Origin of the sequence: Microbacterium karelineae, assembly GCF_009745985.1 — a bacterium.
Lineage (GTDB): Bacteria > Actinomycetota > Actinomycetes > Actinomycetales > Microbacteriaceae > Microbacterium > Microbacterium karelineae.
In genome coordinates this window covers 482,507-497,601 of sequence record NZ_WFIX01000175.1, presented here as the reverse complement: position 1 = coordinate 497,601, position 15,095 = coordinate 482,507, and the positions used below count along the sequence as shown (strand labels likewise).

The following is a 15,095-nucleotide window of genomic DNA, read 5'->3' as shown; positions in this document are numbered from 1 at the left end:
GCTGTCACCTTCTCCCGAGCGATCGGATCGCGCGCTCGAGGTGGAACTGCGCGTACGCGGCGACGAGGCCGGACGCACGGTCGAGGGTCGCCCGATCCGCGTCGTCGACCGTCGGCCAGTCGCCTTCGAGGAGGGCCGCGAGCACGCCGAGAGTGTCGGGATCCGCGCGGGGCGTGCCGGCGGGCGCGCACGATTCGCACACGACGCCGCCGGCCTGGGCGGAGAATCGCCCGTGCGTGCCGGCGAGCCCGCAGCGCGCGCAGGCGTCGATCTGCACGGTCCAGCCGCTGAGGCCGAGGGCGCGCAGCAGGTACGAGTCGCGCGTCGCGCCCGGGTCGTGCTCCGCCCGGGACAGCGAGCGCAGCGCCCCGACGAGCAGGAAGAACTGCTGAGGCTGCGGGTCGCCCTCGCCCACGAGCCGCTCGGCCGCCTCGGCCATCGCGTTCGCGGCGGTGAAACGGTCGTAGTCGGCGGCGATCGCCGCGCCGTACGCGCCGAGCTGATCGACCTGCTGCACGATGTCGAGACTGCGGCCGATGTACAGCTGCGCGTCGACCGCCATGAACGGCTCGAGGCGTGCGCCGAACTTGCTCGACGTGCGGCGCACGCCCTTCGCCACTGCGCGGACCTTGCCGTGCTGCCTCGTGAGCAGCGTCAGGATCCGGTCGGCCTCCCCCAACTTGTGGGTGCGGAGGACGACAGCGTCGTCGCGGTATGTGGGCACCTATCCATCATCTCGCAGCATCGAGGACGGAGACGAAGCGCAGCGGGTGTCTCCCCGGCGCCGCCGGCATCGGGCCTGGCGGGGAGGCCCCGCCGAAGGCGCGGCCGGGGGGACTGCGGCGCCGGGGAGACACCCGCGGAGCGGGGTGTGAGGGGTCAGACCTCGACCAGCTCCCCGTCGCGTACGCGGATCGACCGATTCACGGCGGAGACGATCGCCTTGAGCGAGGCGGTTGCGATGTCGCCGTCGATGCCGACGCCCCAGAGGCGCTGATCGTCGACCTGCAGCTCGACGTAGGCGGCCGCCTCGGCGTCGCCTGATGCGCTGAGCGTGTGCTCGGTGTAGTCGTAGAGCGTGATGTCGTGCCCGCGCTCGCGCATGACGTCGAGGAACGCCGCGACCGGACCGTTGCCCGTGCGAGTCACGACGACCTGCTCGTCGCCGTCGCGGAGCGTGGCGCGCAGCTCGCTGCCGCCGTCGGAGGTGTGCGTGGTCGTGGTGCCGAGCAGCTCGTAGTGGCCCCAGCTCGTGTCGGGGGCGCCGGAGGGCAGGTACTCGTCCTGGAAGATGTTCCAGATGTCGTCGCTTGTGACCTCGCCGCCCTCGCCGTCGGTGTGCCCCTGCACGACGTTCGAGAACTCGATCTGGAGCTTGCGCGGCAGGTCGAGCTTGTGGTTGGTCTTCAGCAAGTAGGCGACGCCGCCCTTGCCGGACTGCGAATTGACCCGGATGACGGCCTCGTAGCTGCGCCCGAGGTCCTTCGGGTCGATGGGCAGGTACGGGACGGCCCAGGGGATCTCGTCGACGGCGACGCCGCGCGAGGAGGCCGTCTGCGCCATCGCTTCGAAGCCCTTCTTGATCGCGTCCTGATGCGATCCGCTGAAGGCCGTGAAGACGAGGTCGCCGGCCCACGGGCTGCGCTCGGGCACGGGGAGCTGGTTGCAGAACTCGGCCGTGCGCTTGACCTGGTCGATGTCGCTGAAGTCGATCTGCGGGTCGATGCCCTGCGTGAACAGGTTGATGCCGAGCGCGACGAGGTCGACGTTGCCGGTGCGCTCGCCGTTGCCGAACAGGCAGCCCTCGATGCGGTCGGCCCCGGCCATGTATCCGAGCTCCGCGGCCGCGACGGCGGTGCCGCGGTCGTTGTGCGGGTGCAGGGAGAGGATCACGTTCTCGCGGTGATCGAGGTGGCGGCTCATCCACTCGATCGAGTCGGCGTACACGTTCGGGGTCGCCATCTCGACGGTCGCCGGCAGGTTGAGGATGATCTTCCGCTCGGGCGTCGGGACGAGGACCTCCATGACGCGGTTGCAGATCTCTGCCGCGAACTCGAGTTCGGTTCCGGTGTACGACTCGGGCGAGTACTCGTAGTAGACGGTCGTCTCGGGGACGGTCTCTTCGTACTTCTTGCACGCGCGCGCACCCTCGAGAGCGATGTCGATGATGCCCTGCCTGTCGGTGCGGAAGACGACCTCCCGCTGCAGCACGCTCGTCGAGTTGTAGAGGTGCACGATCGCCTGCTTCGCGCCGCGGATCGACTCGTAGGTCCGGGCGATGAGGTGCTCGCGGGCCTGGGTCAGGACCTGGATCGTGACGTCGTCGGGGATGAGGTCCTCTTCGATGAGCTGCCGCACGAAGTCGAAGTCGGTCTGGCTCGCCGACGGGAAGCCGACCTCGATCTCCTTGTAGCCCATCTTCACGAGCAGCTCGAACATGATCCGCTTGCGATCGGGCGTCATCGGGTCGATGAGCGCCTGATTGCCGTCGCGCAGGTCGACGGCGCACCAGCGGGGCGCCTGCTCGATGCGCTTCGTCGGCCACGTGCGGTCAGGGAGGTCGACCGTGATCTGGTCGTGGAACGGCACGTACTTGTGGATCGGCATGCCGCTCGGCTTCTGGTTGTTCTTCATCGTCTTCTCGTTCCTTCGAAACGTGGGAGGGGCCACGCGAAGCTCCGCGACGAGAGGGGCCTTGTTACGAGGTCTCGTCGCGGCAGATAAGGAGAAGCAGACCGAACTGTCGCACCCGCCCACGATACCACGCGGGAGGATTCAGAACCCGAGCCGCCCGAGGTGCTTGGGGTCCCGCTGCCATTCCTTCGCGACGCGCACGTGCAGGGAGAGGAACACGCGCGTTCCGATGAGCGGCTCCACCTCGGCGCGGGCCCGCGAGCCCACGTCCTTCAGGCGGGCGCCCTTGCGCCCGATGATGATCGCCTTCTGGCTGTCACGCTCGACGACGATGTCGGCGAACACGTCGGTGAGATCCGGGTCGCCGTCGCGCCCCGCGATCTCCTGCACCTGCACGGCGATCGAGTGCGGCAGCTCGTCGCGGACGCCCTCGAGCGCCGCCTCGCGGATGGCCTCGGCGACGCGATCCTCGATCGACTCGTCGGTGACGACACCTTCGGGGTACAGCGCGGGCCCCTCGGGCATGAGCGCGAGCACCTCGCCTGCGAGCACGTCGAGCTGATCGCCCGTCTCGCTCGAGAGCGGGATCACGGCGGCCCAGTCGTCGCGCAGGGCGTCGACCTCCATGAGCCGCTCCATGACCTGGTCGCGGCTCGCGGCATCGGTCTTCGTCACGAGCGCGACCTTCTTCGCGCGCGGGTAGCCCGTGAGCGATTCCGCGATGCGCCGGTCGCCGGGGCCCACCTTCTCGTTCGCGGGCGCGCAGAACGCGATGACGTCGACGTCGCCGAGCACCGACTCGACGAGGTCGTTCAGCCGCTGTCCGAGGAGCGTCCGCGGACGGTGCACGCCCGGCGTGTCGACGACGACGAGCTGGCCCTCGGGCCGGTTGAGGATCCCGCGGATGGCGCGCCGCGTCGTCTGCGGCTTCTCGCTCGTGATCGCGACCTTCTCCCCCACGAGCGCATTCATGAGCGTGGACTTCCCGACGTTGGGCCGTCCGACGAAGGTGACGAATCCGGATCGCTGTGCGTCACTCATCGTGTCCGCCCTTCCTGCCTGTCTTCTTCTGCCCGCGGCGGGAGCCGGAGGCCTGGTCGAGGTCGTCGGGGTCGGGCAGCGTCAGCTCGCCCGTGCGGGGGCTGCGCCCGAGGACGTCGTCAACGGCGCGCCGCGCGGGCGTGCGGTCGACGAAGACCGTCGCGATGCCGCGCCCCCGCCCGCGCGAGGTGCCGCCGGTGAGGACGAGCCCGGCCACCTCGACCTGTTCGCCCGGCTGCGGCACGTGCCCGAGCGTCTTCGCCATGAGCCCGCCGATCGAGTCGACGTCTTCGTCGTCGATGTCGATCCCGAACAGCTCGCCCACCTCCTCGGCGCCGAGCGCCGAGCTCACGCGGAAGCTGCCGTCCGGCAGGTCGACGACCTCGTTCGAGCGCGCGTCGTACTCGTCGGCGATGTCGCCGACGAGCTCCTCGAGGAGGTCCTCCAGCGTCACGAGTCCCGCGATCCCGCCGTACTCGTCGACGACGAGCGCGACGTGCACCTGATCCGCCTTCATCTGCTGCAGGAGCGTCTCGGCGCGCATCTGCTCGGGCACGAACAGGGCAGGGCGCGCGAAGGCCCGCACCGCCGCGACGCGCCACCCCGGCGTCTCGCGGAACGCGTGCTGCACGAGGTCCTTCAGGTAGAGCACGCCGACGACGTTGTCGACGTCGCCGTCGACGACAGGGAGGCGCGACAGTCCGCTCGAGAGGAACTCGTCGACCGCCCCGGATGCCGTCGCGTCGGCGTCGACCGTCACCATCTCGGTGCGGGGCACCATGACGGCACGCACGATCTGGTCGGTGAAGTCGAAGACCGAGTGGATGAGCTCGCGGTCGTCGTCCTCGATGAGCGCGTGCGTGGCCGCCTCGTCGACGATGGAGAGCAGCTGCTCCTCGGATTCGAAGCCGCGCCGCCGGGCGCCGGGGATCACCCTGGCGCTCGCGGCCGCGAACGGTCGCGCGATCGGGCCGAGCACGATGCGCGCCCCGCGGATCGTCGGCGCACCGACGGCGAGGATCCCCTCGGCGTAGCGGCGCCCCACGGTCGTGGGCGCGGACGCGACGACGACGTAGATGAGGATCGTCATGACGACGACCGTCACGAGGACGCCCCAGAGGTCGCTCTCGAAGATCAGCGAGAACGCCGAGGCCATGAGCGCGACGGCCCCGACGTCGCACAGAACTCGGAGGAGCGTGATCGCGTTGTCGTGCGCATCGCGATCACGCGCGATATGAGCGAGCGAGCGCGTGCTGCGCCCCTCGGCCGCCATGTCGACGAGATCGGCCGTGGACGTCACCGAGAGGGCGGAGTCGAGGGCCGTCATGAAGCCGGCGAGAACGACGAGGACGATCGCGCCGATGATGAGGAGGGCCTCGATCATGCGCGGCGACGCCGCCTCTCGCTCGTCGCGAATGAGGTCAGCAGCTCGCGCTGAAGTGCGAACATGCGGCGCTCCTCGTCGGGGAGAGCGTGGTCGTAGCCCAGCAGGTGCAGCAGGCCGTGCGTCGTCAGCAGGAACATCTCGTCGAGGAGCGAGTGGCCGGCGGTCTCGGCCTGTCCTTCCGCCACCTGCGGGCAGACGACGATGTCGCCGAGCAGCCCCGGCGGGGTGGGCATGTCGGCGGATCCGGGGCGCAGCTCGTCCATCGGGAAGCTCAGCACATCGGTCGGGCCCGGCTCGTCCATCCACTGCACGTGCAGCTGCTCCATCGCGCCCTCGTCGACGAGCACGATCGCGAGCTCGGCGTCGGGGCTCACGTGGAGCTCGCGGAGGTCGTGCTGCGCGAGGCGCAGGAGGGCGTCGACGTCGACGTCGACCCCTGACTCGTTGTTGATCTCGATCATGAGCGTCCTCGCTTCGGGGATCGGTCGCGCGGCGTCATGCCGCGACGGCGTTCGGCGCGGTTCGCGAACTCGCGCGCCTCGTCGAGCTCCGCCCGGTGCGCCGTGCGCTTCTCGTCATAGGCGCTGTAGGCGTCGACGATCCGGCCCACGAGGGTGTGGCGGACGACGTCGGCGCTCGTGAGCTGGGCGAAGTGGATGTCCTCGACGTCGGTGAGGATCTTGTTCACGACGCGCAGGCCGCTCGTGCCGCCGGGCAGGTCGACCTGGGTGATGTCGCCCGTGACGACCATCCGCGTGCCGAACCCGAGCCGCGTGAGGAACATCTTCATCTGCTCGGGCGTCGTGTTCTGCGCCTCGTCGAGCACGACGAACGAGTCGTTGAGGGTGCGCCCGCGCATGTACGCGAGCGGGGCGACCTCGATCGTGCCCGTTGCGATGAGCTTCGGCACGGCCTCGGGATCCATCATCTCGTTGATGGCGTCGTACAGGGGGCGCAGGTACGGGTCGATCTTGTCGGTGAGGCTGCCGGGCAGGAACCCGAGCCGCTCCCCCGCCTCCACGGCCGGTCGCGTGAGGATGATCCGGCTGACCTCGCGCCGTTGCAGCGCCTGCACGGCCTTCGCCATGGCGAGGTAGGTCTTGCCGGTTCCCGCCGGTCCGATGCCGAACACGATCGTGTTCTGGTCGATCGCGTCGACGTAGTCGCGCTGGCCCATCGTCTTGGCTCGGATCGTCTTGCCGCGCGTGGCGAGGATCGCCTCGCCGAACGCCTCGCTGGGGCGCTCGCCGGACTCCTGGAGCACGCGATTGGATGCCCGCACATCGGCGGGGCCGAGGTCGTGGCCGCGCCGGGTCATCTCGAGGAGCTCGTCGACGAGGGCGCGCGCCGCGCCGACGGCGTCCTCGGATCCCGAGAGCGTGATCTCGTTGCCGCGCACGTGCACATCGACGTCGGGGTGCTCGCTCTCGACCATGCGCAGGAGCTTGTCCTGCGGGCCGAGCAGCTGCACCATGGCGACGCCGTCGGCGTGGATCGTGACGGTGGTCGGGTTCGGTGTGTCAGCCAATGAGGCTCTTCTCCTCCAGATCGCCCGCGAGAACGTGGGCGTGCACGTGGAACACGGTCTGTCCCGCGCCCGCCCCCGTGTTGAAGATGAGGCGGAAGTCGCCGTCGGCCTTCTCGGCGGCGACGGACTTCGCGACGGCGATGAGCTCGGCGAGCAGCGCCGGGTCGCCCGCGGCCAGCTCCGAGACGTCGCGGTACTCCTGCGTCTTCGGGATGACGAGCACGTGCACGGCCGCCTGCGGGTTGATGTCGGTGATCGCGAAGACGCGATCGGTCTCCGCGACGATGTCGCCGGGGATCTCGCCGTTCAGGATGCGCGTGAAGACGGTCGGCTCGCTCATATCCGCCAGTCTACGGTGACGGCGATCGTCACCAGCGGCCCAGCGCCGCGCTCAGCACGGCGATCGCGGCGGGCCCGGCCGTCGAGGTGCGCAGCACGCTGTCGCCGAGCCGCGCTCGCGTCGCCCCCGCCACGTCGAACGCCGCGAGCTCCTCGTCGGCGATGCCGCCCTCGGGTCCGACGACGAGGAGCATGTCGCCGCCGTCGTCGCCGAGCAGAGAGAGGCGCGCATCGGTCCACGGGTCGAGCACGACGATGCGGGCGCCCACGGCACGAGAGGCGAGCTCCGCGGTCGTGCGCACCGGCTCGACCTCGGGGATCCACGCGCGGTGCGCCTGCTTGGCGGCCTCGCGGACGATCGCCGCCCACCGTGCGCGCCCCTTCTCGGCCTTCGGGCCGTGCCACCGCGAGACGCTGCGCGACGCCTGCCACGGCACGATCCCGTCGATGCCGAGCTCCGTGGCCGCCTGCACCGCGAGCTCGTCCCTGTCGCCCTTCGCGAGCGCCTGCGCCAGCAGGATCCGCCGGGACGGCGCCTCTCGCACCTCGCGTGCGAGGATCCGGACGTCGACGCGCTTCGGCTGCGCTTCGGCGACCTCGCCGTCGAGCCACGCGCCGCGCCCATCCGTCAGGGTGACGCGCTCTCCGACGCGCACGCGGCGCACCGACGAGGCGTGGTGGGCTTCGGCGCCCGTCAGGGCCACGAGATCCCCGACGCCCGCCGATGACGCGTCATCGTGCACGAAGTGCAGGGCCATCAGGCCCCGCGGAACTTGTCGCGGATCTTCGAGAACAGGCCCTGCTGGTGCTCGGACAGGCGCGGCTCCGGCGCCTTCGTGCGCTGGGCGAGCTCCTCGACCAGCTGGCGCGTGCGGCCGTCGACCTTCGTGGGCGTGACGACCTGGATCGCGACGCGCAGGTCGCCGCGCCGCTTGCTGCGCAGGCCCGTGATGCCGCGCTCGGCGATCTTGAGCACATCGCCCGACTGCACGCCCTGACGCACCTCGAGGTCGACGGCGCCGTCGAGGCCGTCGATCGAGGTCGTCGTCCCGAGGATCGCGTCGGTCATCGACACCTCGAGCGTCGCGAGCAGGTCGTCGCCGTCGCGGCTGTACACGGGGTGCGGTTCGACGTGGACCTCCACATACAGGTCGCCGTTCGGGCCGCCCGCGGGGCCGACCTCTCCCGATCCCGGCAGCTGCAGGCGCAGACCCGTCTCGACGCCGGCGGGGATGTCGAGCCCGACGGTGCGCCGGGACCGCACGCGCCCCTGCCCCTGGCACGCGGCGCACGGGTTGGCGATGCGCGTGCCATAGCCCTGGCAGGATCCGCAGGGCTGCTGCGTGACGACGTTGCCGAGCAGGCTGCGCACCTGCCGCTGCACGTGGCCGGATCCGCCGCACACATCGCAGCGCTCGGGCTGCGTGCCCGGCTGGCAGCACGAGCCGCTGCAGGTCTCGCACAGCACCGCCGTGTCGATCTCCACCTCGCGGTGGGTGCCGAACACGACGTCGCCGAGCTCGAGCGAGAGGCGCACGAGGGCGTCCTCGCCGCGCTCGCGGCGCGATCGCGGCCGCCCCGCGCGGGATCCGCCGCCGGCAGCCCCGAAGAACGCCTCGAACACGTCGCCGAAGCCGCCGAAGCCGGCGCCCCCGAATCCGCCGGTGTCGCCGCCCATATCGTAGCGGCGGCGCTGCTCGGGGTCGATCAGCACCTCGTAGGCGTGGGTCACGCTCTTGAACTGCTCCGCCGCCTCGTCCGACGGGTTCACATCCGGGTGGAGCCGGCGCGCGAGCTTGCGATACGCCTTCTTGATCTCGTCGTCGCTCGCCTCGCGCGACACGCCGAGCACCTCGTAGTGGTCTGCCACTTCTCGCCTTTCCGCGGAGATCCGCGATCGGGTTCACTCACCGGCCGTCGGCCGGAAACTCACCGGGCCTCGTCTTCTTCGAGCACCCGCGTCAGGTATCGCGCGACGGCGCGTGCCGCCGCGAGGTTGCGAGGGTAGTCCATGCGCGTGGGCCCCATGAGCCCGACCCGCGCGCGGCCGACCGTCGCGTCGTACTCGCTCGCCACGATCGACGCCTCGCCGAGCCCGAAGGCCGCGTTCTCGCGCCCGATGCTCGTCGCGAGACCGTTGTCGTCGGCCGCCATCTCGCTCATGAGCCGCAGCAGCGTGACCTGCTCCTCGATCGCCTCGAGCAGCGGGTGGATGCTCCCCCGGAAATCGTCCTCGCGGCGCGCGAGCGTCGCCGCGCCGGCCATGACGAGGCGGTTCTGCCGGAACTCGTCGAGCTCTTCCGACACGGCGGCGAAGACCGCGAGGAGCGCGCGATCCCGCGGCGTCTGCGGATCGGCCAGCCCCGAGGCGGCCACCTCGACCCGCTCGGCCGCGTCGCCGACGGGGTGGCCGACGATGAGCGGGGCGAGCCGCGATGAGACGGCCTCCGCATCGGCGTCTGCGAGCTCGGCGGGCAGGATCGCGATGCGCTGCGACACGCGGCCCGTGTCGGTGACCATGATCACGAGCAGGCGCCGTGCATCGAGCGCTACGAGCTGCGCATGCGTGAGGGTCGCCCGCGCGAACGACGGGTACTGCACGAGCGCCACCTGGCCCGTGAGCTGTGTGAGCAGGCGCACCGTGCGGGCGAGGAGGTCGTCGAGATCGGCGGGATCCGCGAGGAAGGCCTCGATCGCCGTGCGCTGGGCGCGCGACAGCGGACGCACATCGGAGAGGTGGTCGACGAACGCGCGGTAGCCCTTGTCCGTCGGGACGCGACCCGACGACGTGTGGGGCTGGGCGATCAGATTCTCTTCTTCGAGGAGCGCCATGTCGTTGCGGATCGTCGCGGCGGACACCCCGAAGGCGTGCCGCTCGACGATGGCGCGGCTGCCGACGGGCTCGTGCGTGTCGACGAAGTCGCGCACGATCGCGCGCAGCACCTGCAGACCCCGGTCGGTGACCATCTGCGCTCCTCTCGTGCTGGCACTCCATCCGTTCGAGTGCCAATTCTACTCTCTGGCCCCTGCGGGCTCACTCGGTGAGGGCGCGCACGACGGCATCGGCGAGCAGGCGCCCGCGTCGCGTCAGGACGACGCGCCCGGCGATCGCGGCGGATCCCTCCACCAGCCCGTCCGCGATGAGCCCCGCGACGGCGGCGCGCGCGCCCGGCGTCGGCAGCGCCGCCACGGCCATGCCCTCGCGGATCCGCGTCTCGAGCAGGACGCGCTCGAGGGCGCGCTGTCCGGCGTCCGGGGTCTCGCGGCCGGCCGCGGGCGACGCGCCGAGGGCGAGCCGCTGCGCGTACGCCGCGGGATGCTTGACGTTCCACCACCGCAGCCCGGCGACGTGGCTGTGGGCGCCCGGTCCGAAGCCCCACCAGTCGAATCCGCGCCAGTACGCGAGGTTGTGGCGCGATCGGTGGGCCTCGCCGCGCGCCCAATTCGACACCTCGTACCAGGAGTATCCGGCCTCCGCGAGGCGGTCGTCCGCGAGCTCGTACATATCGGCCTGCAGGTCGTCGTCCGGCGCGGGCACCTCGCCCCGCGAGATCCGCCGGGCGAGCTTCGTGCCCTCCTCGATGATGAGGGCGTAGGCCGACACGTGGTCCGGCTCGTGTGCGAGGGCGTCGTCGAGCGAGGCGCGCCAGTCGTCGATCCCCTCGCCGGGGGCGCCGTAGATGAGGTCGAGGCTCACGTCGAGCCCCGATCGGCGCGCCGCCCGCACGGCGGATCCGACATTCGCCGGTGTGTGCGTGCGGTCGAGGGCCGCCAGGACGTGTGGAACCGAGGACTGCATCCCGATCGACATGCGCGTCACGCCGGCCGCGGCGAGCTCGTCCGCGACCCTGTCGGTCACGGTGTCGGGGTTTGCCTCGACCGTCACCTCGACGCCATCCGCGAGCCCGAACGCGTCGCGGACGCCGTCGAGCATGCGCGCGAGATCGCCCGCGGGGAGGAGCGTCGGCGTGCCGCCGCCGAAGAAGACGGTGCGCGCGGGCCGCAGCGGAGCCGCCCCGGCCAGCACGCCGCGCGCGAGGTCGATCTCACGCAGGAGCGTGTCGGCGTACTGATCCTGCCGCGCCCCGCGCAGCTCGGTCGCCGTGTAGGTGTTGAAGTCGCAGTAGCCGCACCGCACGCGGCAGAAGGGCACGTGCAGGTACACGCCGAAGTCGACGTCCTCGCGCGGCACCACCGCGTCCGGCAGCAGGCCGTCGGCGGGTGCCGGATCGCCGAGCGGCAGAGCGCCCGGCATCAGGCGAAGAGCGGCGAGACCGCGCGCAGGTACGCGGAGTTCAGCAGGCGCCGCCGGCGCTTCACGAGACCGCGGAAGAGGCGGTACGACCACTGCACGGGGATGTCGAACGCCCGCACCTCGAACCACACCTCGTCGTCGTCGCGCCACTCGACGCTGAAGAGCACCTCGCCGCTCACGATCGTCGCGGCGACGGTGCCGAGAGCGAACGCGACGCGGCGCTCCTCCTCCGCGACGAAGATCACGCGATAGTCCCCGTCGGCCCGGCGCCCGCGCGCCCGCCCGTGCACGTGGGCGGTCGCGCCCGCGCTGACGTAGGCGATGCCGTCCGGGGTGAACCGCTGGTCGGGTTCCCGCTGGGCGGGCACGACGGGCGTGCCGTCGACGTCGAAGCTCACTCCCGTGTATCCGGGATCCGACGAGGGACGCACATCGGTGACCTCGAGGCCCGCCCCCGTGATGACGCGCCACGACAGCAGGTCCTCGGCCGCCTTGCGGAAGCGCTCCTCACCGCTCCCGATGCGCCACGATCCGACCGCGGGCATCGAGCGCTCCGGCGGATACTGCAGCAGGTCGGCCGCCTGGGAGGCGCCGACCGCCGCATAGTCGACCGTCTGGTCTCGGAAGGTCGCCCTGCGCATGCTGTTCACCCTCACTGCCTCGGATTCGTCCCCGCGGGGATCTCAGTTCTTGCCTGCCGACTCGACATCGCCCGAGAGAGCGGCGATGAAGGCGTTCTGAGGGACCTCGACGCGGCCGACCATCTTCATCCGCTTCTTGCCCTCCTTCTGCTTCTCGAGCAGCTTTCGCTTGCGGCTGATGTCGCCGCCGTAGCACTTGGCGAGCACGTCCTTGCGGATCGCGCGGATCGTCTCGCGCGCGATCACCCGCGCGCCGATGGCCGCCTGGATCGGCACCTCGTACTGCTGGCGCGGGATCAGCTTGCGCAGCCGCTCGGCCATGGTCGTGCCGTAGGAGTACGCCTTCTCGCGGTGCACGATCGCGCTGAAGGCGTCGACGCGGTCGCCCTGCAGCAGGATGTCGACCTTGACGAGGTCGGCCTCCTGGGATCCCGAGGGCTCGTAGTCGAAGCTCGCGTACCCCTGTGTGCGGCTCTTGAGCTGGTCGAAGAAGTCGAACACGATCTCGCCGAGCGGCATCGTGTACTTGAGCTCGACGCGCTCCTCCGAGAGGTAGTCCATGCCCTGCAGCGTGCCGCGACGGCCCTGACAGAGCTCCATGACCGTGCCGACGAAGTCCTTGGGGGTGAGCACCGAGGCCTCGACGACCGGCTCGGTGACCGCGCCGATCTTCCCATCGGGGTACTCGCTGGGGTTCGTGACGACGATCTGCTCGCCGGACTCGGTCGTGACGGTGTAGATCACGCTCGGGGCCGTCGTGATGAGGTCGAGGTCGAATTCGCGGCGCAGGCGCTCCGTGATGATCTCGAGGTGCAGCAGGCCGAGGAAGCCGCAGCGGAAGCCGAAGCCGAGCGCGACCGACGTCTCGGGCTCGTAGGCGAGGGCGGCGTCCGACAGCTTCAGCTTGTCGAGCGCCTCGCGCAGCACGGGGTAGTCGCTCGCGTCGATCGGGTACACGCCCGAGAACACCATCGGCTTCGGTTCGACATAGCCGGGCAGGGACTCGGTCGCGGGTGTGCGCGCGTCGGTGACGGTGTCGCCGACCTTCGACTGGCGCACGTCCTTCACGCCCGTGATGAGGTAGCCCACCTCGCCGACGCCGAGGCCCTGTGACGGGGTCGGCTCGGGGCTCGACACACCGATCTCGAGCAGGTCGTGCGTCGCGCGCGTCGACATCATCTGGATCCGCTGTCGCGGCGAGAGCTGGCCGTCGATCATCCGCACATACGTCACGACGCCGCGATAGGAGTCGTAGACCGAGTCGAAGATCATGGCGCGCGCGGCCGCGTCGGGATCGCCGACGGGTGCGGGGATGTCGCCGACGATGCGGTCGAGGAGCGCGTCCACGCCGTGCCCCGTCTTGCCCGAGACCCGCAGGACGTCGTCCGGAGAGCCGCCGATGAGGTCGGCGAGCTCCTTCGCGAAGCGCTCGGGATCCGCGGACGGGAGGTCGATCTTGTTGAGCACCGGGATGACGGTGAGGTCGTTCTCGAGCGCGAGGTACAGGTTCGCGAGCGTCTGGGCCTCGATGCCCTGCGCCGCGTCGACGAGGAGGATCGCGCCCTCGCAGGCGGCGAGCGAGCGCGACACCTCATACGAGAAATCGACGTGCCCCGGGGTGTCGATCATGTTGAGCGCGAACGTCTCGCCGTCGACCTCCCACGGGATGCGCACCGCCTGGCTCTTGACCGTGATGCCGCGCTCGCGCTCGATGTCCATGCGGTCGAGGTACTGCGCGCGCATCTCGCGATCGGCCACGACGCCCGTCAGCTGCAGCATGCGGTCGGCCAGCGTGGACTTGCCGTGGTCGATGTGGGCGATGATGCAGAAGTTGCGCAGGCGCGCGGGCGGCGTGGCGGCGGGCGCGAGCGTCTGGGAGGCACGGGGCGACATATCTGCATCAGTCTACGCGTCCGCCGCGGCTGGACCCTGCGCGCGCAGACGCATCGGCGCGCCCCCGGAGCCGGAATCTTCACACGATCGAAACATGATCCGCCTCGCTCGATCCTGTCGCGCGGACCCGGGTGCATGCGCGCGCGAGGCCGTGCAATCTGCTCAACACGTGCACGAGACATCCAGGTAGGAAGCGCAGGATGATCGGCGGAATCGACGGCGATGCCCAGCAGGGTGCACTGTTCGCACCGGGATCTCCGAACGAAAAGTTCATACTGAAACAGATTGATAACGCTTTTCCTCCAGGGGCGACCCCTCTGGCCGAAGAGCACGAGTGCGGGCTAGAGTCACGTCTCAGCCCGACGCTCCTGCCGAGAAAGCTCACTGACACCTTGTTCCGATACCTGACGCGCCGCCTCATCTCGTGGCTGGCCATCATCGTGGTGTCGACCAACCTCATCTATGTGCTCGCGTGGAACTTCCTGGATCCGCGCAGCAACTTCATCGGTCGACGCCCTCCCCTCTCACCGGACGAGATCACCGCGCTCCTCGAGCCGCGGAACCTCAGCGATTCTGTCCCCCTCGTGGAGAGGTGGTGGACCTGGCTGACGAACATCGTGCTGCGCTGGGACTGGGGCGTCGCCCCCGACGGGCAGAACGTGAACGCACAGATGGCCTACCGCATGTGGATCTCGGCGGAGTTCGTCACGGGCGCAACGATCATCGCGACCGTCGCGGGCATCGCGCTCGGCGTGTACACGGCGAACCGCCAGTACAAGCTCGCCGATCGCATCGGGCAGTTCACCTCGATCATCACGATGAACATCCCCCCGATCGTCGCGGCCCTCGGCTTCGTGATCTTCGCCGTGTGGATCAACGGGCTCGCCGGGCGGAACGTGCTCTTCGTCACGGGACCCTCAGGCGTCGGCATCGACTCGTGGTGGGAGGCCGTGTTCGACACGCTGCATCGGCTCGTGCTGCCGACCATCGCGATGGCGCTCGTGGGCTACGCGACGACGCACTTCCTGCAGCGCTCGCTCCTGCTCGACAACATCAGCGCCGACTATGTGCGCACGGCGCGCGCGAAGGGCCTCACGAAGCAGACCGCCATCCGGCGCCACGCACTGCGCACCTCGCTCATCCCGATCGCGACGCAGATCGCGTTCACGATCCCGAACGTGTTCCTCGGCGCAGTCCTGTCGGAGCGGATCTTCGGCTGGCACGGGCTCGGCGAGTACTTCGTGCAGACGATCGCGAAGAACGACATCCACGGCACGGTCGCGATCGCGGCCTTCGGTGCCCTCCTCGCCGCGATCGGCGCGATCCTCGCCGACATCGCGGTCGTGGCCCTCGACCCCCGAGTGCGGGTGAACTGAC

At 70.3% G+C, this 15,095-nt stretch carries 14 protein-coding genes; 1 reads left to right on the top strand and 13 read right to left on the bottom strand.

What is annotated here, in order from left to right:
• Positions 1-4: 4 nt before the first annotated feature.
• From recO to lepA, 13 genes are all read right to left on the bottom strand, one after another.
• Entirely contained in the window at positions 5-724 is a 720-nt protein-coding gene (gene recO, locus GB932_RS05770; protein WP_156759720.1) for a DNA repair protein RecO, read from the bottom strand.
• A gap of 155 nt (positions 725-879) precedes the next feature.
• The gene (gene leuA, locus GB932_RS05765; protein ID WP_156759719.1) at positions 880-2,634 is read right to left on the bottom strand and encodes a 2-isopropylmalate synthase; all 1,755 of its coding nucleotides are present in this window, start codon (positions 2,632-2,634) and stop codon (positions 880-882) included.
• Between the two features lie 141 nt (positions 2,635-2,775).
• A complete protein-coding gene (gene era / locus GB932_RS05760; protein WP_156759718.1) occupies positions 2,776-3,675 on the bottom strand; it encodes a GTPase Era in 900 nt (299 codons plus the stop codon).
• Positions 3,668-5,059 (bottom strand): hemolysin family protein, encoded by a 1,392-nt coding sequence (locus GB932_RS05755; protein ID WP_156759717.1) that lies wholly within the window; start codon positions 5,057-5,059, stop codon positions 3,668-3,670. Before GB932_RS05755 ends, era begins: the two co-directional genes overlap by 8 nt.
• Complete coding sequence (gene ybeY, locus GB932_RS05750; protein ID WP_156759716.1) at positions 5,056-5,523, bottom strand: rRNA maturation RNase YbeY; 468 nt, start codon at positions 5,521-5,523, stop codon at positions 5,056-5,058. Before ybeY ends, GB932_RS05755 begins: the two co-directional genes overlap by 4 nt.
• Positions 5,520-6,536: a PhoH family protein gene (locus GB932_RS05745; RefSeq protein ID WP_156759811.1), complete on the bottom strand. Its 1,017-nt coding sequence runs from the start codon at positions 6,534-6,536 to the stop codon at positions 5,520-5,522. Before GB932_RS05745 ends, ybeY begins: the two co-directional genes overlap by 4 nt.
• Before the next feature lie 46 nt (positions 6,537-6,582).
• The gene (locus GB932_RS05740; protein ID WP_156759715.1) at positions 6,583-6,930 is read right to left on the bottom strand and encodes an HIT domain-containing protein; all 348 of its coding nucleotides are present in this window, start codon (positions 6,928-6,930) and stop codon (positions 6,583-6,585) included.
• A gap of 28 nt (positions 6,931-6,958) precedes the next feature.
• Entirely contained in the window at positions 6,959-7,687 is a 729-nt protein-coding gene (locus GB932_RS05735; protein WP_156759714.1) for a 16S rRNA (uracil(1498)-N(3))-methyltransferase, read from the bottom strand.
• Positions 7,687-8,799, bottom strand: coding sequence for a molecular chaperone DnaJ (gene dnaJ, locus GB932_RS05730; protein WP_156759713.1), 1,113 nt, complete (start codon positions 8,797-8,799; stop codon positions 7,687-7,689). The genes GB932_RS05735 and dnaJ overlap by 1 nt, the downstream gene beginning before the upstream one ends.
• Positions 8,800-8,858: 59 nt before the next feature.
• Positions 8,859-9,896, bottom strand: coding sequence for a heat-inducible transcriptional repressor HrcA (gene hrcA, locus GB932_RS05725; RefSeq protein ID WP_156759712.1), 1,038 nt, complete (start codon positions 9,894-9,896; stop codon positions 8,859-8,861).
• A gap of 67 nt (positions 9,897-9,963) precedes the next feature.
• Positions 9,964-11,184, bottom strand: coding sequence for a radical SAM family heme chaperone HemW (gene hemW / locus GB932_RS05720; protein WP_156759711.1), 1,221 nt, complete (start codon positions 11,182-11,184; stop codon positions 9,964-9,966).
• Positions 11,184-11,825, bottom strand: a complete 642-nt coding sequence (locus tag GB932_RS05715) for a DUF1990 domain-containing protein (RefSeq protein ID WP_156759710.1) — start codon at positions 11,823-11,825, stop codon at positions 11,184-11,186. Before GB932_RS05715 ends, hemW begins: the two co-directional genes overlap by 1 nt.
• 42 nt (positions 11,826-11,867) lie before the next feature.
• Positions 11,868-13,718 carry a translation elongation factor 4 gene (lepA, locus tag GB932_RS05710; RefSeq protein WP_156759709.1) on the bottom strand — a complete coding sequence of 617 codons (1,851 nt, stop codon included), beginning with the start codon at positions 13,716-13,718 and terminating at the stop codon, positions 11,868-11,870.
• 392 nt (positions 13,719-14,110) lie between these two features.
• Between lepA and GB932_RS05705 the strand changes: the two genes are divergently transcribed.
• Positions 14,111-15,094: an ABC transporter permease gene (locus GB932_RS05705; protein WP_156759708.1), complete on the top strand. Its 984-nt coding sequence runs from the start codon at positions 14,111-14,113 to the stop codon at positions 15,092-15,094.
• The last annotated feature ends 1 nt before the right edge of the window (position 15,095 follow it).